The following is a 24,004-nucleotide window of genomic DNA, read 5'->3' as shown; positions in this document are numbered from 1 at the left end:
GCTTCCGGCTTAAATCGGGTAATGCAACGGTCCGTCCTGCAGCGTAACCCATCGCAGTTCGGTGAATTCCGCAATGCCCGCCGTGCCGCCGAAACGGCCGTAACCGGAGGCCTTCACCCCACCGAACGGCATCTGCGCCTCGTCGTGAACGGTGGGTCCGTTGATGTGGCAAATGCCGCTTTCGATGCGTCCGGCTACCGCGAGTGCTTTTGCCTGATCCCTGCCGAAAATAGCTGCGGAAAGACCAAACTCGGTTTCGTTGGCGATACTGACTGCCTCATCGACGCTGCCGGCGCGAATGATGGAAACGACCGGGCCGAAGCTTTCTTCGGAATAGAGCCGCATCGCAGAGGTAACGCCATCGACGGCAAGCGCATCCAGCATGGTACCATTGCCGCCTCCGCCGGCCACAAGGCGTGCGCCTTTAGAAACCGCGTCATCCACCAGCGCCCGGATGCGGGACGCGGCCTCGGCGCTGACCAAGGAGCCAAGCGGCATTTTTCCCTCGCGAGGGTCTCCCGCCTTCAGGCTCGCCGCTTTTTTGGCAAAGGCCTCGACAAAGGTGTCGGCAACGCTGTCGAGTACGATGATGCGTTCCGTCGACATGCAGATCTGGCCCTGGTTCATGTAAGCGCCAAAGGCGGCCGCAGCCACTGCCGCATCGATATCGGCATCATCAAGCACGATGAAGGGTGCCTTGCCGCCAAGCTCCAGAAGCGCTGGCTTCAGGTAACGGCCCGCCGTTTCCGCAATGACACGACCGACGCGGGTCGAACCGGTGAAATTCACCCTTCTGACAGCCGGATGGGCGATCAGTGTTTCAACGATTTTCGCCGCATCTTCCGGCGCATTGGAGACGGCGTTCAGCACACCTTTCGGCAGACCTGCCGAAGCGATGGCCTCGATGATCAGCGCATGGGTGCGCGGGCAAAGCTCCGAGGTCTTCATCACCACGGTGTTGCCGCAGGCAAGTGGCGTGGCGATGGAGCGTACGCCGAGAATGACCGGTGCATTCCATGGCGCGATGGACAGAACCACGCCTGCCGGCTGGCGAAGTGCCATCGCCGTGGTTCCCGGGCGGTTGGAGGGAATGATTTCACCCTTTATCTGGGTCGTCAGGCTGGCCGCCTCGACCAGCATGTCGCTGGCCAGCATCACGTTGAAACCGGCCCAGGCATCCGTCGCGCCAATCTCCTCTTTCATCGCCAGCGTAATCTGCGGCCCGGCATCGCGGAGCGCCTGCGCCGCGGCAAGAAGCAGGCGACGGCGTTCGCCGGGCGGCGTTGCCGACCAGACGGGAAAGGCTGCGGCTGCGGCATCGGCCGCACGTGTGGCATCCTCAGGCGTTGCCGCCGCCGCACTGGTTGCCAGGTCCCCGGTAATTGGATTGTTGCGCTCGAAACGCTTGCCGTTTGCGGCTGGGCAATGGTCGCCACCGATGAAAAGATTGACAGTCTGCATAGTCTTCCTCCTGAATTCAGAAAATAGTGGCGGCGGCACCGCCGAAAAACGCCCGTTGCACGGTGGGACGGGAGGAAAAGGCTGCTGCCGTCCCCGCCCCTGCGATCCTTCCGGCTTCCAGCAGATAATCGCGATAGACAAGGGCAACGCTTCCGCGAACACACTGTTGCGCCAGCGCAAGGCAGGATAGCGTTCTGCGCTTCATACCATTCATGATTTTCCTCCAACGGCGCAGTAGCGGGATTGCCGTTCTCCTCAAGGCTTCCCTGCGCTGATGGAAGTTTAGCAACGACAGGCGCATATAAAATGCACTAATGTAATGCATTATTGTACTTTTGGAGGGTGAATGCCGCATCACGGCCAGATAGCTGCTAACAGGATCGAAACGACGGCGCGCATGCTGACTTCGTCCCTGCGCGTGTCGGAGTTCAAGCTGGAACAGGGCGCAGCCCATCTTGTCCTCGTCTCAGCCGGTGAAGCGGAGATCATTCAGGGCGAAAAGACACTTGTGGTTACCGCGCCGGGGCTGGCCTGGCTGCCTGCCTCCGGCCCCGCCGGCCGCCTGCGGCTGAATGCCGGAAGCCGCGGATCACTGCTGAAAACGACCGAAATCGGCCTTGCGCATGCCATGCCAACCGGAACGAGCGCAATCATGGTGCGCAGCACATTGCAGCGCGTTCTGACCCGGACGCTGGCTGAAAAGGACAGCCAGGAACTGGCGGGTTATCTCGACACCATCGCGGATGAGAATTTCCGGTCATCGACAGCGTCGGATACGATTATCGCCAGCCTGTTATCCGTCACCCTTATCCGCATCTGCCAGCATGCCATGGCCGACGTCGCGGGCGCGGCTTCCACCGCAGGCAGCCTTACGGAGCGGTTTGTGCTACTGGTCAGTCAGCACAAACGCGACCAATGGGGCGTGGGAGACTATGCGGGTCAACTCGGCGTCAACCGTGAACGTCTTGGATTTGTGGTACGCAAGGCAACGGGGCTTTCACCACAGGCCTATATTCACCGCGAACTGCTCTCCGAAGCGCGTGACCTTCTTCTTAACTCTTCACTGCAAGTCGCTGAAATTGCGTTTCGATTGGGATTTCAGGATCCTGGGTATTTCAACCGCTTCTTCACCCGCAATGAAGGCACGTCTCCCGGCCGTTTCCGGCGAATGGCGATGCGCATACAGAACGTAGCACCGCCGTCCTATGCCGCATGGCCTTGAGTTCTGCCCGGCAGGTGCAAATCAGGAGCGGCAGAAGAAACAACGGAGCGAAGTGCCGGCCTGTTTGCCCGGCACTCCAACGGGGCGTTAACGGGCGCTGTCGATAATCTGGCCGCCGTCGGGGGTCAGGCTCGAGCCTGTAATGAACCTCGAATCGCTGCTTGCGAGGAAAAGAGCGACCGGAGCGACATCCTCTTCAGGGGAACCGTAACGACCAAGGGCATTCGTGGGAGCAGGAGCGTCGACGCCCGCACCCCAGGTGTCGGCAACGGGAAGCAGGTTGTTCACGGTGATATTGTCAGGACCCCATTCGCGCGCAGCAGATCTCGTCAGGGCGCGGACGGCCTCCTTGGCAAGGTTGTAAGGTCCATACGGCGACATGCCGAGAATACCGGCCAGCGACGCGAAATTAATGATCCGGCCCTCGCCACTGGCCTTCAAGTACGGATAACAAGCCTGCATCATGCGAAGATAGGCGATCGGCCCTATATCGAGGTTTCGTTGAAGTTGCTCGACGGTGAGCTCAATGATCGGGGAGTGGACGACAGTCGGGTCGAACGCGACATTCACGAGAATGTCGATGCCGCCAAATGCCTCCGCTGCCTCAGCCACAGCCCGGGTGATCTGTTGGCCATCGCCAAGATCACAGACGATGCCGAGCGCGGTGCCACCACTGGATTGTATCTGACTGACGACCGCGTTCACATTTGCAGGCGTCAAGGACAATACCACGACCTTGGCGCCCTCCATTGCAAAGAGTTCTGCCGTCGCACGGCCAATCCCTCTGCCTGCGCCCGCCACGATGGCTACTTTTCCGGTCAGTTTTCCCATTTTGATTTCCTTTAGTGATGAATGCGTCAGAGCTGCCGTGCAAGGGCATAGGGGGATGGGACTTCGCGTGCAGCGTTCTGCATGGCGAAGGAAACGACGAGCAGCCCGAGGCCGATGGCGGCAGGCAGTGCGCCGGCAGGTTTGCGGACGCCGATATGTGCAAGGCCGGACAGCAGCAGGTGAAACAGTACCCCCGCATACGCCAGATCGCTGATGGCGACGTTGAACCGCGCAAGGATGGCGATGACGGCGGCGATCTTCACCGCCGTCAGAAGAGGCACAAGGTAGGCAGGGTAACCGAAGCCGGTTATCGTCTCCCTCACCCAGTCGGATTTGACGACGTAGGTGACTGCCGACGCCAGATAGAGCAGGACAAGAAGGGTTGTTGCGACCCAGTAGATATAGAATGAAGACATGGGATATCCATTGCCGCCGAATGTCTTCGGCAGCTTGATTTGTTCAATATTTTCGTTGTTCCGGAACAGCTTGGGGCTCATGATCCGGCGTTCACATGGAAAATGTGCTATTGAATGAATATGCGCAAGTAGGATGAATTTGGCGTGGTAAGTATGGAAAACCAGACTAATGGCGGTGAAACCATTAACATGCACGAGGAAATGCGTCGCGCTTTCGCGCTGCTTTCCGGCAAGTGGAAGCTCGAAATCATGTGGCTTCTCAACCAGCGGATCTATCGTTTCAACGAGCTGCGCAAAGCCATTCCCGGCATCACACAGCACATGTTGACCTCCCAATTGCGTGAGCTCGAGGCCGATGGACTGGTATCTCGCACCGTCTTTGCAGAGGTTCCGCCACGCGTGGAATATGAAATTACGGCAAAGGCGAAAGGACTTGGCCCGACCATGGAGGCATTGATGGCATGGTGGAACGAGTACGGCGCGAGCGTTCCGGTTAAAACCACCACCCTTGGACGCAGACGGTCACCGCAAAAATAGATGGATTATTGCGGCCGTTGCGCCGCCGTCCTGTGCCGCCCGATCGGCAGCATCATTGGTTTGCCCGACGTCGGGTCTTCGACGACACGGCTTTCTATGCCGAAGACGTGCCGCACGTTTTCTTCCGTCAGCACCTCCTCCGGCGCGCCGCAGATATGCAGCTTCCCACCGGTCATGGCGACCAGATGATCAGCGTAGCGCGCCGCGAGATTGAGATCGTGCAGCACCATGACGATGGTGGTCTGACGGGCCTGGTTGAGGTCCGTCAGAAGATCCAGCACTTCCACCTGATGGCTGATGTCGAGGAAGGTGGTGGGTTCGTCGAGCAGCAATATCTCGGTCTCCTGGGCGAGCGCCATGGCGATCCATACGCGTTGCCGTTGCCCGCCGGAGAGTTCGTCCACCGGCCGCTCGGCAAGTTCGACAGTATCGGTGGCGACGAGGGCTGCGGCCACGGCCTCATCATCCTGGCGCGACCAACGCGCGAAAAGGCCGTGATGCGGGTGCCGGCCGCGGCTGACCAGATCGGCAACGACAATGCCCTCGGGCGCAATCGGTGACTGCGGCAAAAGACCCATCCGTCTTGCAAGTTCGCGCGAGGGAAGACGGTGGATCGACTTTCCGTCGAGCAGGACCTGACCGGCGCGGGGAGAGATAAGCCGCGACATGCTGCGAAGAAGCGTGGACTTGCCGCAGGCATTGGCACCGACGATGACGGTTATCTGGCCGCGCGGAACGACAAGATCCAGCCCTTCGATGATGAGGTTTTCACCGTATCCGGCCGAAAGACGGTTCACGGAAAGGGAGTGGCTGGTCATAACGAGCCTCCGCTGCGGTTTACCCGCACGATAAGGTAGATCAGATAGGGCGCGCCGAGCGCGCCGGTGACGACGCCGACCGGGTAACGGCCCGGCAGCAGGAACTGGCCGCAATAATCGCCCACCAGCACCAGGGCTGCCCCAACGAGCGCAGCCGGAATGAGCAGCGACCCATTGCTGCCAACGACACGCGCGGCAATCGGCCCGGACAGAAAGGCGACGAAAGCAATCGGCCCCGAAACTGCCGTGGCAAAGGCGATCATGCCGACGGCGGCGATAATCACGATGATGCGCGTTCTCCCCACCTGGACCCCAAGCGCCGCGGCCGCATCATCGCCAAGCCTCAATGCCTCGAGATCGCGCGCGCGACTGAGCAGCAGGCCGCCAAAGAGGATGAGCGCAACGAAGAGCGGCAGCGTCTGGGCAAGTTTTGCGCCGTTGACGCTGCCCGTCAGCCAGCGCATCGCCTCCTGCAGCGTCCAGGCCGGTGCAACGGACAAGATATAGGCGATGAAACTTTCGAGCATGGCCGAAACGCCGATGCCGACAAGGATCAGCCGCGTTCCGGCAACCCCGTTGCGGAAGGACAGCAGATAGACCAGCAATGCGACGCCAAGCCCGGCGACGACGGCGAAAACAGAAACAAGCGGTCCACTCAGATGCAGGACGACGATGGCAAACACCGCTGCCACGCTTGCGCCGGAACTGATGCCGATAATGTCAGGGCTGGCAAGCGGGTTGCGCAGCATGATCTGGAAGGCGACACCACCCAGCCCGAAGCTCAGTCCCGCGAGAACGGAAAGCAGCGCGCGTGGCAGGCGCAACTGCCCGACCGTGAAAGTGACGCCGGCAATGTCCTCTCCGAGCAGCACCCGCAGGACGTCGCCGGGCGGCGTGAAGGATTGTCCCAGCATCAGCGTCAATGCGAAAACCGCGATCAAAAGAGCTGAAAGGGCTGCAATGACAAGGCGACGCCGGCGCTGGCGGGCGTGACGGTTGGAAACCAATGTTTCCATGACGGACGTGTGCATGTTCACAGTTCGCGTACCCGCTGACGTCTGACGATCCAGATGAAGAAAGGTGCGCCGACAAGGGCGGTGACGATACCGACATCGAGTTCGGACGGCCGCGCCACGATGCGACCGACAATATCGGCCGCAAGCAGCAGACAGGCGCCGCCGAGCGCGGAAAACGGCAGAAGCCAGCGATTGTCGACGCCAACGAGCAGGCGGCAGAGATGCGGAACGACCAGCCCAACGAAACCGATTGGCCCGCAGATGGCAGTCGCCGCGCCGCAGAGGAGGATAGCGCCAAAGGATGCAATGGCTCTCGCGACCACGACATTCTCGCCAAGACCGGCAGCCAACTCATCACCAAGCGCCAGCGAATTCAGCTTGCGTGCCGAAAGAAGGCTAATGGCAAAACCGGCGGCGAGAAACGGCAGCACGGTCTCAATCCGGTCAAAGGTCGCACCACCGACACCGCCGATCTGCCAGGAACGGATGCCGCCGGCAATATCGCTGCGCGGCAGCACGACGGCAATGACGAGTGAGGAGAAGGCGACAGAGGTGGCGGCACCGGCCAGAGCGAGTTTCAGCGGCGTCGCCCCACCCCGTCCGAGCGAGCCGACGACATAAACGAAAACTGCAGCCGCACCTGCCCCGACAATCGCCGTGATGATAAAGGCCTGCGCCGAGGCAATGCCGAACCAGACGATGGCGATAACGACGGCAAGTGATGCGCCCATATTGACGCCAAGAATACCGGGATCGGCAAGCGGATTGCGCGTAACGCCCTGCATGATGGCGCCAGCGAGCCCGAGCGCTGCCCCGGACAGCAGGGCAAGCAGCGTTCGCGGCAGGCGAACCGCGACAGCCGCTTCCGCCACCGTCTCGACGCGACCGGCAAGCGCTGCCGTGATGTCAGCGAACGTGACGTCTCGGGTGCCAATCGCGACGGAAAGCGCACATAGCAGCGCCAGAAGCGCCAGCACGGCGCTGAGCCATGCGGTCCGGATGCGGTTGGAGCGGCCACCTGGCAGCACGACCGGACCTTTGGCAGGCCCTTCCATTGTCATTTCGCTTTACCGGAGGACTTATCCGCTGCTTTCGCCAGAAGATCGGCGTAATCCTTCAAAACCCAGGAAATCGACAGCGGTGTGGGATTGGATGCGGTGCCGAGCGGATCACGCCCCAGCATGACGATTGCGTCATGGGCAACGGCGGGCATGCGGGCAAGCAGCGGATCGGCCCGCATCGCCTTGAGCAGTGGCTGGCTGCCGTAGGTCACGACGATATCGACATCGTCAAAGGCATCGACTCGCTCGGCGCTGACGCCGGCGGCGAATTGCCCCGGTTTCGTCGCCTCCGCCACGCTCTTCGGCGAGGTCAGCCCAAGATCGGTGAAAAATTTCACCCGGCTGTCATTGGCGGTATAGAAATTGACGACACTGAGATTGGTGGCGTCGAGATGGGTGACGAACATCGCAGACTTGCCTTTCAGCTGCGGATGGCCGGCAACCACCTGCGCGATCTCACCCTCGATGCGTTTGATCAGCGCCTCACCTTCCGCCGCCATGCCAAGCCCGGCACTGTTCAGCCGGATCATTTCACGCCAGTCGGTTGCCCACGGTGACACGGGATAGGCAACGACCGGTGCGATCTGGCTTAGCGTATCGTAGTCGGACTGGCTGAGGCCGGAATAGGCGGCGAGGATGACATCCGGCTGCGTTGCCGCCACGGCCTCGAAATCGATACCATCACCCTCGTCAAACAGAACAGGCTTTGCAGCACCCAATTCAGAAAGCTGCTTCGCCACCCACGGCAGCAATCCATCACCGTCATCATCGCCGAAATTGGCAGCGGCAAAACCGACGGGCACGATGCCGAGCGCCAGCGGCACTTCGTGGTTTGCCCAGGCGACGGTCGCGACACGCTGAGGCTTCTTCGCAATCGTGGTCGTGCCGAAGGCGTGTTTGATGACGACGGGATAGCGCGTCGCCTCTTCCGCCGAAGCAATGGCTGGCGCGATCATCGACAGGAAAAACACGAATGCCGGCGCGAGGCAGCGAAACAGGAAAAGCATGGGCGAAGCTCTCAACGGTTCAAAAGTGGACTTGAACTCTCAGCTTCACATGCCCCCGTCAACCCCGGTGAGTAAATGCCGCCACAACAGTGGTGAAATTTCCGGGGTTTTGTACAAAACCGCAAAAAGTTACAATACCGGACAAACTTTCTCAAGTTATTGGGCGCTTCGAGAGCGGGCCGTGGAAGCGGCGATTGGGGCATCAACTTCTGGAATTTAGCAATGAACACTGAAATGAATGGCGTCAACGGCAGGACCGCGCGACTGCGCTACGAGCAGGCAGCCCTTCTTGCCTGCACGGCGCTTGTGACGGTACTGCCCGCTCGTTCGCTGGCGCAGGAGGCCGCCAATACGGGCGGTAGCACGGTTCTCGAGCGCATCACCATCGACAGCGGTGACAATGACCAGAAGTCGATCGTCGCAACCCGCACGACAAGCGGCAGCAAGATGGCAACCGACATTCTCGATACGCCGGCCGCCGTTTCCGTCATCACCGCCAAGGAAATGCAGCAGCGTGGCGTGCAGACCGTGGAAGAAGCCTTGCAATACACGGCAGGTGTGACCGCGGATTTCTACGGCTCGGACGACCGTTTCGACTATTTCAAGATTCGCGGTTTCGACGCCTACACCTATCGCGATGGGCTGACGCTCGGCCGTCCCTTCGGCGCGCTGCGCGAAGAGACCTATGCCTATGAGCGCGTGGAAGTCCTGAAGGGCGGCAATTCCACGACCTTTGGCGTATCCGATCCCGGCGGTTCGGTGAACTACTCGACCAAGGTTCCCAAACGCAGCCGCTTTGGTGAGGCCTATGTGACAGGCGGTTCCTATAGCCGCGCTGAAACCGGCTTCGATTTCGGCGACAACATCACCAGCGACGACACCCTGTCATACCGACTGACTGGCAAGCTCAGAAATGCCGAAGCGGAATATGACTATTCCCGCGACGATGAAAAATTCTTCATGGGCGGCCTGACATGGCGGCCCACCGATGCCACCAGCCTCACCGTCGTTTACGATCATCTCAACAAGGACGGCGTTCCCGGCGGCGGCGGCCATCCGGTCGGCTCGCATTTCGACAGAAGCCGTTTCTTCGGTGAACCGGACTATAATTACCGCGGCACCAACCGCAATTCGCTGAGCGTGATGTTCGACCATGATTTCGGCTCTGGCCTGACGCTGAGTTCGAACGCGCGCTACAGCAAGGCAAATACCGATTTCGGTTATGCGTATATCTCGTCCACACCGACCAATGGCTCGACCATCGCCAACCGTTCCTATTTCGGCAACGAGACCGAAACCGAGAATTTCCTGATCGACACCCGGCTGCAATATGACGCGACGTTCGAAAGCGTCGAAAGCCGCAGCCTTGTCGGCGTTTTTTATAACGACTACTCGTCCGGCAGCAAAAGCTACTTCGGTTCTGCGCCAGGCATCAACTGGCTGAACCCGGTCTATACCGGTGCGCCCGCGTCGGTGCCGCTCTACGCCAGCTCGCTGACGGATCAAAAGACAAGGGCACTCTACCTCCAGCAGGACCTGACCTTCTTCGACAGGCTTACCGTCAGCGCCGGTCTGCGCAATGACTGGATCGACACCGACCAGACCAACAGGCTGAACGGCACGACGGCAAGCGGCGACATCAGCGAACTGACAAAGCGCATCGGCCTGTCTTACAAGGTCACGAACGAGATCGCGCCCTATATCAGCTACGCCGAATCCGTGGTGCCGGCCTCGGGCCTGACCGTTGAGCCCGAACGCGGCGAGCAGATCGAGCTTGGCGTGAAGTATCGCCCGGATGCCTTCCCTGCCCTGTTCACGGCATCGATCTACGACCTCAAGAAAAACAATATTACCGTCACCAGCCCGATCACCAGCCTGCCCACAACCATCGGCGAGGTGCGCGTGCGTGGTCTCGACCTCGAGGCCAAGGCGGAGGTTACCGACGAGCTGAGCCTGACGGCGGCCTATTCCTATCTCAACGCGGAAATCACCGAAAACGGCATCGCTGGCAATGTCGGCAACCGCCCGCAATTCGTGCCTGAACATCAGGCCTCGCTTTGGGTAAACTACACGCTGGCCGGCAACGACAAACGCGGCGACATGACCTTCGGGCTCGGCGGACGCTTCACCGGCTCGTATTATTTTGATGACGCGAACAAGGTTTCGACCGGCAGCAGCGTGACCATGGACGCAGCGTTCAGCTACAAAATCCAGGAAACCACCTCGCTGGAGGTGAATGTTTCCAACCTCTTCAACGAGAAGCACGTCTCTTATGGCGGTTTCGGCGCAGACTTCTACAACCCCGGCCGAGCGTTCTCAGCTACGCTGCGCAAGACGTGGTGAGGGTAAGTATATCCTTACTTTTCAACATACTACGTAACCATCCTAACGTTCCACGTCATCCCCTGGGGTGACGTGGAACGAAGCTCAAGGCATGCGCCGAACCCGCTCCGCGCGCACGGCAAGGCGCCCGTTCAAAGCAGCCTGTGCATGCGCCGCCAGGCGGCTGGCGTATTGCCCACGGACTGGCGGAAGGCCTTGGTCAAATGGGCCTGATCGGAAAAGCCTAGCTGGGCGGCAATATCGGCCACGGTGAGATCGCCTTCCAATAACAGTTTTTGGGCAAGGCTTATTCGCCGCTCCAGTTGCCATTGCAGCGGCGTCTTGCCCGTTGTCTGGCGGAACACGGTTGCGAACCAGCTTTCCGAAAGCCCGACGATGTCTGCCATTTCTGCAACCGTCATGCGGTCTTCACCGCGGCTTTCCACACGGAAAAGCAGCTTGTTCATCTGCGCCTGCGTCAGCCTGCCATTTACCTGTTCCGCCGAAGATCCGGGAATATCGAGAAGACCGGCAACGATGCTGCCAACAAGGCTTTCCGCATAGACCGCATGTTTCGAAGGCTCGGCGAGTTCATCGACGAGCAGTCCAGCCAGTGTTTCGACAGAGCCGATATCCTGTATCTCGACCGGGCGGCGCAAGGCAGTCATAGCCGCCGAACTGCCGACCGATGGCGACAGGAAACGCAGCAGGCGGTCCTTGTGGATATGCAGATTGAGATGCGAAAACCTGTGCGTAGCATTGCTGCTCGTCCACATCGGAACACCGGCCGGCACATAGACCGCCCGCGTCATGGGGCGGGAGTGCTGCGTGAACTCGCCGTCGCGGTTGGAAATGCTGATGCGCGACGAGACATCGTTGAAAAATATCATGATACGTGGATCGGCGGCCAGGTAATAACCCTTCGCGCCCATCTGGCTCTCTGCCTCCCAGAAGGCGCTGACGAGCCCGTCCAGCTGGCGCCATTTGACCGGCGCAGTGACGCTGATCCCTTCCGTGTGCCAGGTCATGGAGTGCCAGAAACTCAATGCGGGTACCGTTCAGTTGTCGAGCCGAGGTTGTAAGACATGCGCGTCACGATAACGGCGCCGCACGCTCCACCAGATGAGGCCGCAATAACATGACTTATCAATTCATGTTAATAGCAAAGATGGTTGTAATGCAAAACATTGCTGTGCTGCCAGTCGATCCCGCTCCAATGTGAGCCTTGGAACCTCTGCCCCGACCAGCCGTTTGATCTCCAGACAAATGAAATCACGAAGGGAGATCAGTATGAACGACAAAAAGGAACCCGGCGATTTCGCCGACAAGAAGCGCGAAGAGCAGGGCCGCGGCGTCATCGTCGCTGGGCCGGATGCGCATGAGAATGAAAAGGGCGGCAAGGCGCCGGGGGATAGTAGCGAAAAGCCATCACCCGAAAAACCGGTTCCATCCTCAGACCGCAGATAGAAAATTGCCCCTCCCTGATCGCTCAGGGAGGGGCTTTTTGGACTAGTCAACCTTATCAGACAAGGTCGAAACGGTCGGCGTTCATGACCTTCGCCCAGGCGGCGACGAAATCACGCACGAACTTTTCCTTGTTGTCGTCCTGCGCGTAAACTTCCGCGTAGGCACGCAGGATGGAGTTGGAGCCGATAACGAGGTCCACGCGGGTCGCCGTATATCGGGTTGCTCCGGACTTGCGATCGCGAATCTCATAGAGATTGCCGCCGGTCGGAACCCAGGAATAGGCCATATCCGTCAGCGTTGTGAAGAAATCGGTTGTCAGAGCACCTGGGGTCTGCGTGAACACGCCATGCGCTGCGCCGCCGTAATTGGCGCCAATGACGCGCAAGCCACCGATGAGAACGGTCAGTTCCGGCGCCGTGAGGCCCAGAAGCTGAGCGCGGTCCAGCAGCAGTTCTTCGGGGCTGACGACATAGTCCTTCTTCACCCAGTTGCGGAAACCATCCGCCAGCGGCTCTAGCGGCGCAAAGCTGTCTGCATCAGTCTGCTCGGCTGAGGCATCGCCACGACCGGGTGCAAAAGGCACGGCGACATCGAAGCCGGCTGATTTCGCCGCCTGCTCAACACCGTAGTTGCCTGCGAGAACTATGACATCAGCGATGCTGGCGCCGGTTTCACGGGCAATCGGCTCCAGCACCGAAAGCACATGGGCCAAACGGGCTGGCTCGTTGCCTTCCCAGTCCTTCTGCGGCGCAAGGCGGATGCGCGCACCATTGGCGCCGCCGCGCTTGTCCGAACCACGGAAGGTACGGGCGCTGTCCCATGCGGTCGAGACCAGATCGGCGACCGCCAGACCGGAAGCGGCGATCTTTGCCTTTACGGCAGCGACATCGTAGCTCGTGGAACCTGCCGGGATGGGGTCCTGCCAGATCAGGTCTTCTGCGGGAACATCCGGGCCGAAGTAGCGGGACTTCGGACCCATGTCGCGGTGGGTCAGCTTGAACCATGCGCGGGCAAAGACCTCGGAGAAGTGGTCCTGGTCATCCTTGAACTTCAGCGAAATCTCGCGGTAGATCGGATCGACCTTCAGGGCCATGTCGGCATCGGTCATCATCGGGATGGTGCGGATCGAGGGATCCTCGACGTCGACAGGCTTGTCCTCTTCGGCAATGGTGATCGGCGCCCACTGGGACGCGCCAGCCGGGCTGTGCGTCAATGTCCACTCATGCTTGAACAGCATGTCGAAGAAGCCGTTGTCCCACTTGGTCGGTTCGCTTGTCCAGGCACCTTCAATACCGGACACCACGGTGTCACGGCCGATGCCGCGACCCTTGGTGTTGATCCAGCCGAGACCCTGATATTCGGGGCCTGCTGCTTCCGGATCGGGGCTGAGGTTGGCGGCGCTGCCATTGCCGTGCGACTTGCCGATGGTGTGGCCGCCTGCGGTGAGCGCGACGGTTTCTTCGTCATCCATGCCCATGCGGGCAAAGGTTTCGCGCATCTGCGCGGCTGTCGCAAGCGGATCGGACTTGCCATTGACGCCTTCCGGATTGACGTAGATGAGACCCATCTGCACGGCGGCAAGCGGATTTTCCAGCGTCTCGGGCTTGGTCACGTCACCGTAACGACCATCGCTCGGTGCCAGCCATTCCTTTTCGTCACCCCAATAGGTGTCCTTTTCGGGAGCCCAGATATCCTCGCGGCCGAAGGCGAAACCGAACGTCTTCAGACCCGCAACGTCATAAGCGATTGTTCCGGCAAGCGCGATGAGATCGGCCCAGGAAATCTTGTTGCCGTATTTTTTCTTGATCGGCCACAGCAGGCGGCGGCCCTTATCGGTGTTCACATTATCAGGCCAGGAATTGAGCGGTGCAAAGCGCTGGTTGCCGGTGTTGGCACCGCCGCGTCCGTCCGTTACGCGGTAAGAACCGGCTGCATGCCAGGTCACGCGGGCCATCATGCCGACATAGCTGCCCCAGTCGGCCGGCCACCAGTCCTGGCTTTCTGTCATCAGGGCGCGCAGATCGGCCTTCAGGGCTTCCACGTCGAGCGTCTTTAGCGCTTCGCGGTAATTGAAGGAGGTGCCGAGCGGATTGGTCTTGGTGTCGTGCTGATGCAGGATATCGAGGTTCAGCGCGTTCGGCCACCATTCGGTAACCGATTTACCGGAGGCCGTATTGCCTCCATGCATGACGGGACACTTGCCAGCCGGTTTTGAAGTTGCGTCCATTTCGCCCTCCGATGGGTTTAGTAATTAAACGACATAGTCAATTCGACATGCGCAGCATGTTGGAACCACAGCCCACAGCAGGTCATCCTTACGGAAACCGCGCAGTGACGCTGGTGATACCGAACAGCTACATCCTCTTTCTGTCATGACGATGACTAACAGCCGGGTTCCATAATTTCCAATTGTATATTCTAAAGGCTGCGATATGCTCAGCTTATGATTGGACTATCGATGAAACACCTGCGTTATTTCGACGCCTTGGCGAAGATCGGCCATTTCGGGCGGGCAGCGGAGGCGTGCTCCATTTCCCAGCCAGCACTTTCGCTACAGATCAGGGAACTGGAAGAGCTGATCGGCGCGCCTCTCGTCGAACGGGGCAGCCGCCAGATAAGGCTGACCGCTCTCGGCGATGAATTCGCCGAACGCACCCGCGTGATCCTGCGTTCGGTGGATGAATTGCAGGATTTGGCGAGGGCAAGGCACGGCCCGCTCAGCGGCCGCCTGCGCATCGGCGTCATTCCAACGGTCGCGCCCTATCTTTTACCGCAGGTCATCAAGACGCTCACCCGGCATTATCCGGGACTGGAAACGCGTCCGCGCGAAGCGGTGACACAGAAACTGATCGAGGACCTCCTGGAAGCCCGGCTGGACATGGCAATCGTCGCGCTTCCGGTATCTGAAGCGTCGCTGGAAGAGGTTCCGCTGTTTTCCGAGGAATTCATTCTGGTCCGGCCGATGGAGGATGCGGGGATGCCGGTGCCGAGTGCCGGCAAGCTCGGTGAAATGCGCCTGCTGCTGCTCGAGGAAGGCCATTGTTTCCGCAATCAGGCACTGTCTTTCTGCAGCACAACGAACGCGCCGCCGCGCGTGCTGATGGAGGGCAGTTCGCTCTCGACGCTGGTCCAGATGGTCGGCGCCGGCATCGGCGTCACGCTCATTCCGCAGATGGCTGTCGATATGGAAACGCGGCAATCCACCGTCTCGGTATTTCGGCTGGCAGAGCCAAGACCATCCCGCACCATCGGCATGGTGTGGCGCAAGAGCAATCCGCTCTCGGCGCAGTTTACCCACATTGCCGAGATCGTCCGCGAATGCGGCCTGCAAAAACTCGGCCGTGTTGCCGATGCAGCGGCGTGACGGTGTCGAGGGCCAACTCGGATCTGCGGCCTCAACTCTTCGCAGCACTCCCAGCTTTGCCCTCGCAAAGCCGGGCGGCCATGGCAAAAAAGGCAAGCTTCATCTTGCTACGTTTGTCCGCGCCCTCGAGGCTTGAAACCGGCACCTGAAAACCGAACACGTCGTCCGGCTCGGCGGAACGTTCCCGCCAGAATGCGTCTATGTCGGAAAGCAACATTTTCTGCCGCCGCGCGCGACGATAATTGATCGGATGTCTGGCGTGGGAGACTGCGAAATAGGAACCCGCTTCCGTCTCGATTAGGCCTTGCAGCAGCATCAAAACGGCATCCTTCGGGCGAAGACCCGCAAGGTCGCGCGTTACTGCCACGATCTCCTGCTTTGCGGCGCGTGGCCCCTGCATGCCGCCAACGGCAATCGTCCTGTACCCGCCCCCATCCTGCGTCACGAAGATAAACTTCGTCGTCCACAAGGTGACGTCGTCACGGGTTCTGATCAACCGAACCGCGAGAGCGCCTTCGTGGCGGCCGCCACATAAATCCGCAAGAGCAAGCGTGCAGCGATATTCGTCAGCACGGCCGCCTATGGTACCTATTTCGATCGTTTTTCCACTCCAGAGCGCAGCCATAACCTCTCTGGAAAAACAACCGCTGGCGATGACGAAATTCTTCATGAGAAAATCCAGCCGTCTTCCATAAGAGATTTTGCCGACGAGGAATTTCGACAGGGGTTTCTGAAGAAGCTCGTCATGCGGCGGTGGCAGTTTTTGCGTCGCCGAGAACCGGCACAGAAACCGCCACCACCGCAGGGTTACAAGCGGATGAGCCAAAAAACGCATCCAGAAAAGGAAGCTCCGTTTCCAGTGGGCGCGCATAACGAAGGTCGCAACGCTCCAGGCCAGGGGAAAACGGAGGAGTTCCAGCCCATCGCCAGTCATGGTTTGCGCAGCGATGACCGGCTCGGGTTTCGCCGAGTTTTTTTCCGCAGCGAATGCGGCGATTTCAGTATGCGACATCGTAAAATTCCGGGGAGTATGACTGTTTGGACTGGGGCGTGGAGTGATTTGGCCGGGACTGTGCGCGCCCAGGATGAACCGAATATGAAATCGGATTGGTGCTCTGCTGCGATCATTGGCACTACGGCATTGCCCGAGGTTCCGGGCCGCCGACGCGCTTTCTACGCGCCGTCTTCTCGCCGGCAATCCGGAAGAAAACGATCCGGTGGGTGGGTCACTGTGTGTACTCCGGTTGGCACGGTTGATACCGTGCCCACACATTATGACCGCGAACGTTGCGGCAGCATTACAATCGCCGCGACCGGTCTACAGCGCGCAAAGCGCAATCAGAATCGAACCCGGAACGTGCTTCCAGAGGGGTTGCTTTCCAGCACGATACGGCCGTTATGATTGGCGACGATCTTCTTGACGAGGCTGAGGCCAAGTCCGGCACCCGTGCTTTTCGGCGTGACCCGATAGAAAGGTTCAAATATCCGCTCCTGCTGGTCTTCGGGTATGCCCTGCCCCTCGTCGGAAATCGCGATTTCGCCGTTTGCGAGAACCGAGACATGGATCAGCCCCTTGTTTCCACCATGGTCGATGGCGTTGCGCACGATATTGCTGATGGCGCGCGGCAGGGCGAAGGGGTTGCCTTGCATGTCGTATTTTTCGATCTGCGTTTCGAAGGAGATGTCGTAACCTGCCGAAAGCGCAAGCGGCGCGAGCTCTGCCACCACCGTTTTGGCGATATCGACAAGGTCCACCACCTCGCGCCGGTCGTTCACCTGATCGTTTCGCTCAAAGGCCAGAAGCTGTTCGGCGGTTTCACCGAGCCGCGCGACATCCCCCATCAGGCGCTGTTGGTCCGGTCCGGGCAGGCCCTCTATCCGGGTCTGCATGATTGCAATCGGCGTCCTCAATTCGTGCGCGGCATCGATCAGAAAACGTTGCCGCGCCTGGAACTGCTCTTCGAGCCGCTCGAGAATGCTGTTGAAGGAAACGATCAACGGAACGACTTCGCGCGGCACATCTTCGACGGGAAGCTTCGAACCCGGTCGTCGCGGGTCGATCTCCGGTGCTTTTTTGACGACGGAGCTCAGGCCGGCAAGCGCCCGGCGCACGATGTGCGGCACGGAGAAAAACACCGCAGGCAAAAGAACCGCCAGCAGGGGGACATAAATCGGATAGGTGCCGGCAAGAAGCGTCAGAAACGACGCTCGTGCATTAGAGGTTCCGCCGAACATGATCCTGACGGGTCCCGACGTCGTCTCGATACTTTCAGCCGAAGCGACCTCGGATATGCCGCTGCCGCCGCGAATATCGGCGTCCGTCATCAGATGAACGTAGCGTGCCAGTTCGGCATAAACAGCCGGGACGGTTCCGAAGGTCGCCGCGTGACCGTCAGGTGTCGAGACCACGAACCACAACGTTTCATTCTTCGCCTTCAAGGCACGCAATGCCGGCCCCTCGGTAACGAGCAGACCCTTTTGCGGATCAAGCGAAAGCGACTCGTCAAGTGTCGCCGACAAATCGTTCCAGAGCCCGATATTGGGCGAGAGCTTCATCACCCCGTAAACGCAGAGCCCGACGATGACGACAGCGATCATGGAGGAGACGACAATGCTGAGCTGCCAGCTCAATTGCCACCACAAGGACGGATTGGACTTGCCCTGCGCCTTCATGTGTCTTCCCTGAGCAGATAACCGATACCGCGAATATTATGCACGCTGACCCCGGCAGAAGCGTCGAGCAGGCGTTTGCGCAGTCGCGATATATGCGCATCGAGCGCATTGGACTGGATTTCCTCCTCGTAATTGTAGACGGCGGCCTCAAGGGTCGAGCGCAGCACGGATTTGCCCTTTCGTTTCGCCAGCGTGATGAGGACCATCAGCTCGCGCCTTGGCAGATCAAAGGGAAGCGAGTTGATCGTGACGCTGAGATGAAGCGGATCGATCACGATTCGGCCTGCAGCGATTTGCGACGGGGCGATGCTTGCCGGCCTTCTCAAAACCGCGCGCAGCCGCGCCAGCAGTTCGCCGACGAGAAACGGCTTGCCGAGATAGTCGTCGGCGCCGCCATTCAGCCCCTCGATCCGCTCCTCCGGTTCATTCATCGCCGTCAATAAGATGATCGGCGTATCGATACCGGCGCGGCGCAGCTTTGGAATGAAGGTAAGCCCCTCCCCGTCCGGCAGACGACGGTCGAGCAGAATGGCATCATAGACATGCTGGCGCGCCAGCTCCATCGCATCGCCGAGCCGCATCGTATGGTCGATGACGATCCCCTGCTTGCCGAGCGTCGCCGACAGCGCATCCGCCATTTCCTTTTCGTCCTCAATCAACAGAAGTCTCATTTGCCACCGTCCCTTCGCCCCCTCCTTGTCTGCCAGAAAGGTTGCGACAGTATTGCGGCGCAGAAGATGCGGGCGGGTAATGCTGCTGCAATTATGAACACTTATCCAGAAGCCATCAGCCTGCAAGACAGGCGACATGACCGCTCGATCGGCGGTCACAGGATGAGTTTTGCCTGGAAGGAATATGTTATGTGGGTGAAAAGAACGATCAAGGCGGGGATCGCGCTTGCGGGCTGCGCTCTCGTCGTCACGGCTCTTGATCCGGCGCGCGGAAGCGTCGATGCGAACGAGCGCGTGAAGGGAATCGTGGCGTCAACCTCGATGAGCCCGGCCGGTATCCCGTTCGAACTGACGGCTGCGGAAATCGCAAGGATCGGCACACGAGCGATAGCGGAGCGGCTCAGCATCAGTGGCGAACTTCAGCCGGTCAGCCGTGTCGTGATCCGCGCCCGCGAGGCTGGAAAAATTCTGGATATGAATGTCCGGGACGGACAGGCGGTGCGGGCGGGCGACATGCTGGTACGGTTCGAAACCGAGGAACTGCAATCGACGCTGCTGCTGCGGCAGAGCGACCGGGATGCGGCCGAGGCCGAACTGACACTGGCGATGCAGGCCCTCACCCGAACCGAACAGCTAGCGTCAAAAAACATCGCATCGGCTGAACAGCTCGACAAGGCGAAGAGCGATGTCGTTGTGAAAACGGCAAGGCTGCAGAGCCTTTCGGCGCAGGTGGATATCGCCCGCCTTGCCCTTCGCAATGCCGAAATCCGCGCGCCTTTTGATGGCACCATTACCCGCCGGCAGGCAGAAGCCGGCTCCCGCGTCAGTGCCGATGGTGAACTCATGACGCTGGTCGATAAAAGCATGCTTGAGGCGAAGGTTCTCGTTGCCACGCGCGACATCCCACGTGTCGCCGTTGGCCAGACCGCCGAACTCGATATTGACGGCATCGGCGGCCAGCCTCTCAGAAGCACCGTTGAGCGCATCAGCCCGGTTGCCGAAGACGGGACGCGCTTTGTCGCCGTCTATCTCCGGCTTGCCAACCGCGACGGCCGGCTGTGGGGAGGAATGTTCGCCAGCGGGTCCATCCTCGTGCGCGAAAAAAACGATGCGCTTGTCGTTCCTGCAATCGCGCTTCGCAAAGACGAAACCGGCTATCACGTCCTTAAAGTCCTGAACGGCCATCTTCGCCGCCAGACGGTGGCGGTGGGATCGCGCTGGAACGATGGCAGCCTGATCGAGATAGGCGCCGGTCTAGAGGACGGTGAGACGATCCTGACCGCACCGCTTCCCGAATTGCAGCCCGACATGGCTGTTACGGTCGACAAGGCAGGCTGAGATGTTTCTGACCCGCATATCCGTCTCCCACCCCGTTTTCGCCACCATGATGATGGTGGCGCTTCTGGTCATGGGTCTTTTCTCATTGCAGCGGCTGGGGCTCGACCTCTACCCCAATGTAGACGTTCCGGTCGTCGTGGTGTCCACCGCTTATCCGGGCGCCACGCCGGAAACGGTGGAGACAGAATTGACGCGCCCGGTCGAGGATGCGCTGAACGCCATCGGCGGTCTGGACGAGATCACGTCAACCTCCTACGAGGGACGCTCAGTCGTCGTCGCAAAATTCAAGCTCGAGGTTAAGAGCGCAACCGCTGCACAGGACGTGCGCGACAAGATCGCCGCCATCGACGCGAATTTCCCGCAAGAGGCCAAAAAGCCGGTCATATCCCGGTTCGATCCCGCCGCCGAGCCTATCCTGTCGGTGGCGATAAGCTCGACGTCGCTCGACATACCCGCACTCACCGCCCTTGCCGACCAGAATGTGCTGCGGCAACTGACGACTGTTCCCGGCGTGGGGCAGGCAACGCTGGTTGGCGCCCGCAAGCGGCAGATCGACATCACGATCGACGACACCCGCATGCGCGCGCTTGGGATCGGCATCAACGAGGTGGTAAGCGCGCTACGCACCGGCAACAGCAACAGCCCGGCTGGAAGCCTTGTCGATACCGTTTCCGAACGCACGATCCAGGTGCAGGGCCGCATCGCCGAACCGCAGGCGCTGCTGGACATGGTCGTCGCCCGGCGCGGTGGCGCAGCCATTTATCTTCGCGACATCGCCGCACTCTCCGAGGGGGCTGCCGACGCCGAAAACCGTGCCCTCTATAATGGCCAGACTGCGCTGGCGATCGACATCGTCAAGGTTCAGGATGCCAACACGGTTCAGGTTGTCGCGGATGTGAGAAAGCGCCTCGACGCCCTCAATGCCGACCTTGTTCCACAAAACGTGCAATTGCGAGTCATTACGGACACATCCATTCCCATCCGGGAATCCGTCACGCAGGTGCAGACGACGTTGATAGAAGGGGCGGCACTTGCCGTAGCCATCGTCTTCCTGTTCCTCAATTCCTGGCGCAGCACCGTCATCACCGGACTGACACTGCCGATTGCGATTATCGGCACGCTGGCGGTCATTGACGTTATGGGCTTCACGCTCAATACACTGAGCCTCCTGGCGCTGACGCTTTCCATCGGCATTCTGGTGGATGACGCCATCGTTGTGCGCGAAAACATCACCCGTCACCTTCACATGGGGAAATCCCATATCCGCGCAGCACTCGACGGCACGAACGAAATAGGACTTGCGGTTATCGCGACAACGGCAACAATCGTGGCGGTCTTCCTGCCCGTCGCTTTCATGGACGGCATCGTCGGTCGGTTCTTCTATGAATTCGGCATCACCGTTTCAGCTGCCGTGCTGATCTCGCTTTTCGTCGCCTTCACGCTCGATCCGATGCTGTCGAGCGTCTGGTACGATCCGGATGCGCAACCCAACGCCCGGCGTGGGCCGGTGGGCCGGCTGATCGTCCGTTTCGATCACGGCTTCGAATGGCTCGCCGATCAATATCGGCATGTGATCGGCTGGACATTGCACCACCGGCTCGTCACCCTGCTCGTCACATCAGGGATTTTTGTCGGCAGCCTGCTCATGGTGCCGTTGGTCGGTGCGGAATTCGTCCCGAATACGGATGAAGGCCGCTTCCAGATCAACGTCACGGCACCGGTCGGCTCCTCGCTGGATTACACCACGGCGAAGGTGCGGCAGGTCGAGAAGGCACTCCAGGAATTCCCGGAGGTCGAGATGCTCTATTCCACCGTCAATACCGGCGGCACCGTCGGTAAACATCGCGCCGCCGTTCTGGTGGGACTGGTGCCGCTGGAGATGCGCACCCGAACTCCGGTCACGCTGGCCGATCCGATACGCAAACGCCTGTCGGCCATATCGGGCATAGAGGTCGCGATCCTGCAAAACGGCCTCGGCGGTGGCGAAAGCCCCGTCCAGCTCAGCATTCTTGGTGACGACCGGGCGATCCTCGAGAAGATCGCCGACGGTCTGATGGAAGACATGAAAAAAATCCCCGGCCTCGTGGATGTGACCTCGAGCACCCGCGACGTGACCTCCATCCTTTCGGTACGCCTGAAACGCGAGGCGGCAAGCGATCTCGGCATTTCCCGATCCGATCTTGCCGCAGCGCTCTCGCCGCTCATCGCCGGTGAGGACGTGTCGAAATGGACGGATGCGGGTGGTAACAGCTACGACATCGTCGTGCGCCTGCCCGGCGAGCGGCGTGCCGACACGACGAGGATTAGCGAGTTGATGATCGCCACCAGCCGCACGGCATCCAACGGCTCGCCCCTGATGGTACGTCTGGATCAGGTCGCCGATATCACCACCGTGGAAGCACCCGCCGAAATCCGCCGCATCGACAATCGCCGCGAGGTGCTGGTTTCGGCCAACATATCCGGACGAGCGCTTGGCGAAGTGACAGATGTGTTGAAAACCCTTACCGCCGCCCGCGACATGCCGGACGGCTACCGTATCCGCTTCGGCGGCGACGCCGAAACCATGGAGGAGACGGTTGGCCACATGGTCACCGCGCTCTCAATGGCGGTCATCTTCATCTACATCGTGCTCGCCTCGCAATTCGGCAGCTTCCTGCAACCGCTCGCCATCATGGCGTCGCTGCCGCTGTCTCTCATCGGCGTCCTCGTCGGGCTCTTGGTTGCCGGCAGCACGATCAACATGTTCTCGCTGATCGGCTTCATCATGCTGATGGGCCTCGTTACAAAGAACGGCATCCTGCTTGTCGATTTCGCCAACCGCGAAAGGAAGCGTGGACTTTCGCTCAACGAAGCGCTGGCGAGCGCCGGCATCATCCGCTTCCGCCCGATAATCATGACGACGCTTGCGATGATTTTCGGCATGATTCCGCTCGGTCTAGCTGTTGGCGGTGGCGGGGCGCAGCGCGCGCCGATGGCGCACGCAGTAATCGGCGGCCTCATCAGCTCCACCCTGCTCACCCTGATCGTCGTGCCGACAATCCTGTCTTACATCGACAGCATCACCCAGCGTTTCGCCCGCCTGCTACCGAAGGCGCCGGACGAGATGGGGGAGACGGGATCGACCGAACGACCAGCATCACCATCCTAGGTTCGATGGTGGCGTTTGCCGTCAGGACTTTTCCTCGGCCAGGCGTTTCCTCTTCCCCCTCGGGCGGAAGTCGACCAGAAGCGATTTCAGTTCGATTTCCCGGACGCGCCTTGCTGCCTCGTCCGGGCGAACCCATTCCAGAAGGCGTTCGCCGCGCTCCTTGAAACTCGTTTCCTCCCCTGTGATCTCGATCTGGAAGACATCGACAACGCAGGGAACGACATCGCCATTGTCGAGCATCTTGAGATAGGTGTAGCGGCCAACGGCGTCCTTCCTCACGCGGCCACGAACGCCCGCTTCCTCCCACGCCTCGATCGCGGCAGCCTCATGCGGTTTCTTGCGTTTCATCGGCCAGCCGCGCGGAATGATCCAGCGTGCGCTGGTGCGGGAGGTGACGACGAGGATTTCGATCTCTTCTCCGCTTCCGGTATAACGGAAGCATAAGGCGGCATATTGCTGCCGGAAAGAGCCGGTGAACAGCTTATCAGGAACAGCAGCAAGTTGCTGGAGCAATGTCAGGGAACGCGCCGGACGGGCTTTCCGGCTTTTCTTCATGGATTTCATATCCGTTGATACTGCCGATTTTCCGGGTTGCATCAATGCCCCGCGTGCATTTATGACAGTTTTATGACAATCACCCCCCACAACTAAT

Annotated in this window: 21 protein-coding genes; 7 read left to right on the top strand and 14 right to left on the bottom strand. The window is 60.0% G+C overall.

From position 1 onward, the window contains the following. Positions 1 to 9: 9 nt before the first annotated feature. Complete coding sequence (locus AC5SEO_RS22925; protein ID WP_111842329.1) at positions 10 to 1,461, bottom strand: aldehyde dehydrogenase; 1,452 nt, start codon at positions 1,459 to 1,461, stop codon at positions 10 to 12. 16 nt (positions 1,462 to 1,477) lie between these two features. Then, positions 1,478 to 1,675 (bottom strand): hypothetical protein, encoded by a 198-nt coding sequence (locus AC5SEO_RS22920; RefSeq protein WP_495364055.1) that lies wholly within the window; start codon positions 1,673 to 1,675, stop codon positions 1,478 to 1,480. 132 nt (positions 1,676 to 1,807) lie between these two features. Between AC5SEO_RS22920 and AC5SEO_RS22915 the strand changes: the two genes are divergently transcribed. Then, positions 1,808 to 2,683 carry an AraC family transcriptional regulator gene (locus tag AC5SEO_RS22915; RefSeq protein ID WP_495364054.1) on the top strand — a complete coding sequence of 292 codons (876 nt, stop codon included), beginning with the start codon at positions 1,808 to 1,810 and terminating at the stop codon, positions 2,681 to 2,683. Between the two features lie 87 nt (positions 2,684 to 2,770). Here the strand turns inward: AC5SEO_RS22915 and AC5SEO_RS22910 are convergent, their stop codons facing one another. Both AC5SEO_RS22910 and AC5SEO_RS22905 read right to left on the bottom strand, forming a co-directional pair. Continuing rightward, the gene (locus tag AC5SEO_RS22910; protein ID WP_495364053.1) at positions 2,771 to 3,514 is read right to left on the bottom strand and encodes an SDR family NAD(P)-dependent oxidoreductase; all 744 of its coding nucleotides are present in this window, start codon (positions 3,512 to 3,514) and stop codon (positions 2,771 to 2,773) included. Between the two features lie 26 nt (positions 3,515 to 3,540). Beyond that, positions 3,541 to 3,930, bottom strand: coding sequence for a DoxX family protein (locus tag AC5SEO_RS22905; protein WP_025594944.1), 390 nt, complete (start codon positions 3,928 to 3,930; stop codon positions 3,541 to 3,543). A gap of 153 nt (positions 3,931 to 4,083) precedes the next feature. Between AC5SEO_RS22905 and AC5SEO_RS22900 the strand changes: the two genes are divergently transcribed. Then, positions 4,084 to 4,467 (top strand): winged helix-turn-helix transcriptional regulator, encoded by a 384-nt coding sequence (locus AC5SEO_RS22900; protein WP_495364088.1) that lies wholly within the window; start codon positions 4,084 to 4,086, stop codon positions 4,465 to 4,467. A gap of 5 nt (positions 4,468 to 4,472) precedes the next feature. On the opposite strand, the gene AC5SEO_RS22895 is transcribed toward AC5SEO_RS22900, so the two are convergent. Genes AC5SEO_RS22895 through AC5SEO_RS22880 form a run of 4 tightly spaced genes read right to left on the bottom strand, consistent with a single transcriptional unit; the run spans position 4,473 to position 8,369 of the window. After that, on the bottom strand, positions 4,473 to 5,285 hold the full coding sequence (locus AC5SEO_RS22895) for an ABC transporter ATP-binding protein (RefSeq protein ID WP_495364052.1): 813 nt from the start codon (positions 5,283 to 5,285) through the stop codon (positions 4,473 to 4,475). After that, complete coding sequence (locus tag AC5SEO_RS22890) at positions 5,282 to 6,316, bottom strand: FecCD family ABC transporter permease (protein ID WP_495364051.1); 1,035 nt, start codon at positions 6,314 to 6,316, stop codon at positions 5,282 to 5,284. Before AC5SEO_RS22890 ends, AC5SEO_RS22895 begins: the two co-directional genes overlap by 4 nt. A gap of 2 nt (positions 6,317 to 6,318) precedes the next feature. After that, positions 6,319 to 7,362: a FecCD family ABC transporter permease gene (locus tag AC5SEO_RS22885; protein WP_112161241.1), complete on the bottom strand. Its 1,044-nt coding sequence runs from the start codon at positions 7,360 to 7,362 to the stop codon at positions 6,319 to 6,321. Then, a complete protein-coding gene (locus AC5SEO_RS22880) occupies positions 7,359 to 8,369 on the bottom strand; it encodes an iron-siderophore ABC transporter substrate-binding protein (RefSeq protein ID WP_495364050.1) in 1,011 nt (336 codons plus the stop codon). Before AC5SEO_RS22880 ends, AC5SEO_RS22885 begins: the two co-directional genes overlap by 4 nt. Positions 8,370 to 8,591: 222 nt before the next feature. On the opposite strand from AC5SEO_RS22880, the gene AC5SEO_RS22875 reads away from it, so the two are divergent. After that, positions 8,592 to 10,712 carry a TonB-dependent siderophore receptor gene (locus tag AC5SEO_RS22875; RefSeq protein WP_495364049.1) on the top strand — a complete coding sequence of 707 codons (2,121 nt, stop codon included), beginning with the start codon at positions 8,592 to 8,594 and terminating at the stop codon, positions 10,710 to 10,712. A 131-nt stretch (positions 10,713 to 10,843) separates the two neighbouring features. Here AC5SEO_RS22875 and AC5SEO_RS22870 read toward each other — a convergent pair whose 3' ends face one another. Next, complete coding sequence (locus AC5SEO_RS22870; RefSeq protein WP_495364048.1) at positions 10,844 to 11,737, bottom strand: helix-turn-helix domain-containing protein; 894 nt, start codon at positions 11,735 to 11,737, stop codon at positions 10,844 to 10,846. Between the two features lie 244 nt (positions 11,738 to 11,981). Here AC5SEO_RS22870 and AC5SEO_RS22865 point away from each other — a divergent pair, with 244 nt between their 5' ends. Next, positions 11,982 to 12,158 carry a hypothetical protein gene (locus tag AC5SEO_RS22865; RefSeq protein WP_495364047.1) on the top strand — a complete coding sequence of 59 codons (177 nt, stop codon included), beginning with the start codon at positions 11,982 to 11,984 and terminating at the stop codon, positions 12,156 to 12,158. Between the two features lie 55 nt (positions 12,159 to 12,213). On the opposite strand, the gene katG is transcribed toward AC5SEO_RS22865, so the two are convergent. Continuing rightward, positions 12,214 to 14,385, bottom strand: coding sequence for a catalase/peroxidase HPI (gene katG, locus AC5SEO_RS22860; RefSeq protein ID WP_495364046.1), 2,172 nt, complete (start codon positions 14,383 to 14,385; stop codon positions 12,214 to 12,216). A 216-nt stretch (positions 14,386 to 14,601) separates the two neighbouring features. Here katG and AC5SEO_RS22855 point away from each other — a divergent pair, with 216 nt between their 5' ends. Continuing rightward, positions 14,602 to 15,522, top strand: a complete 921-nt coding sequence (locus AC5SEO_RS22855; RefSeq protein ID WP_112157262.1) for a hydrogen peroxide-inducible genes activator — start codon at positions 14,602 to 14,604, stop codon at positions 15,520 to 15,522. Positions 15,523 to 15,553: 31 nt separating this feature from the next. Here AC5SEO_RS22855 and AC5SEO_RS22850 read toward each other — a convergent pair whose 3' ends face one another. From AC5SEO_RS22850 to AC5SEO_RS22840, 3 genes are all read right to left on the bottom strand, one after another. Further along, positions 15,554 to 16,534: a DUF535 family protein gene (locus AC5SEO_RS22850; RefSeq protein ID WP_495364045.1), complete on the bottom strand. Its 981-nt coding sequence runs from the start codon at positions 16,532 to 16,534 to the stop codon at positions 15,554 to 15,556. A gap of 326 nt (positions 16,535 to 16,860) precedes the next feature. Next, positions 16,861 to 18,195: a sensor histidine kinase gene (locus AC5SEO_RS22845; protein ID WP_495364044.1), complete on the bottom strand. Its 1,335-nt coding sequence runs from the start codon at positions 18,193 to 18,195 to the stop codon at positions 16,861 to 16,863. After that, positions 18,192 to 18,866, bottom strand: coding sequence for a response regulator transcription factor (locus AC5SEO_RS22840; protein ID WP_111788565.1), 675 nt, complete (start codon positions 18,864 to 18,866; stop codon positions 18,192 to 18,194). The genes AC5SEO_RS22845 and AC5SEO_RS22840 overlap by 4 nt, the downstream gene beginning before the upstream one ends. Positions 18,867 to 19,055: 189 nt before the next feature. Here AC5SEO_RS22840 and AC5SEO_RS22835 point away from each other — a divergent pair, with 189 nt between their 5' ends. Both AC5SEO_RS22835 and AC5SEO_RS22830 read left to right on the top strand, forming a co-directional pair. After that, the gene (locus AC5SEO_RS22835) at positions 19,056 to 20,204 is read left to right on the top strand and encodes an efflux RND transporter periplasmic adaptor subunit (RefSeq protein WP_495364087.1); all 1,149 of its coding nucleotides are present in this window, start codon (positions 19,056 to 19,058) and stop codon (positions 20,202 to 20,204) included. Between the two features lies 1 nt (position 20,205). Then, the gene (locus AC5SEO_RS22830; protein WP_495364043.1) at positions 20,206 to 23,352 is read left to right on the top strand and encodes an efflux RND transporter permease subunit; all 3,147 of its coding nucleotides are present in this window, start codon (positions 20,206 to 20,208) and stop codon (positions 23,350 to 23,352) included. 21 nt (positions 23,353 to 23,373) lie between these two features. Here the strand turns inward: AC5SEO_RS22830 and AC5SEO_RS22825 are convergent, their stop codons facing one another. Beyond that, a complete protein-coding gene (locus AC5SEO_RS22825) occupies positions 23,374 to 23,916 on the bottom strand; it encodes an NUDIX hydrolase (RefSeq protein WP_495364042.1) in 543 nt (180 codons plus the stop codon). Between the last annotated feature and the right edge of the window lie 88 nt (positions 23,917 to 24,004).

Source organism: Agrobacterium sp. K11, assembly GCF_059429395.1.
This window is presented reverse-complemented; position numbering and strand designations above follow the sequence as displayed.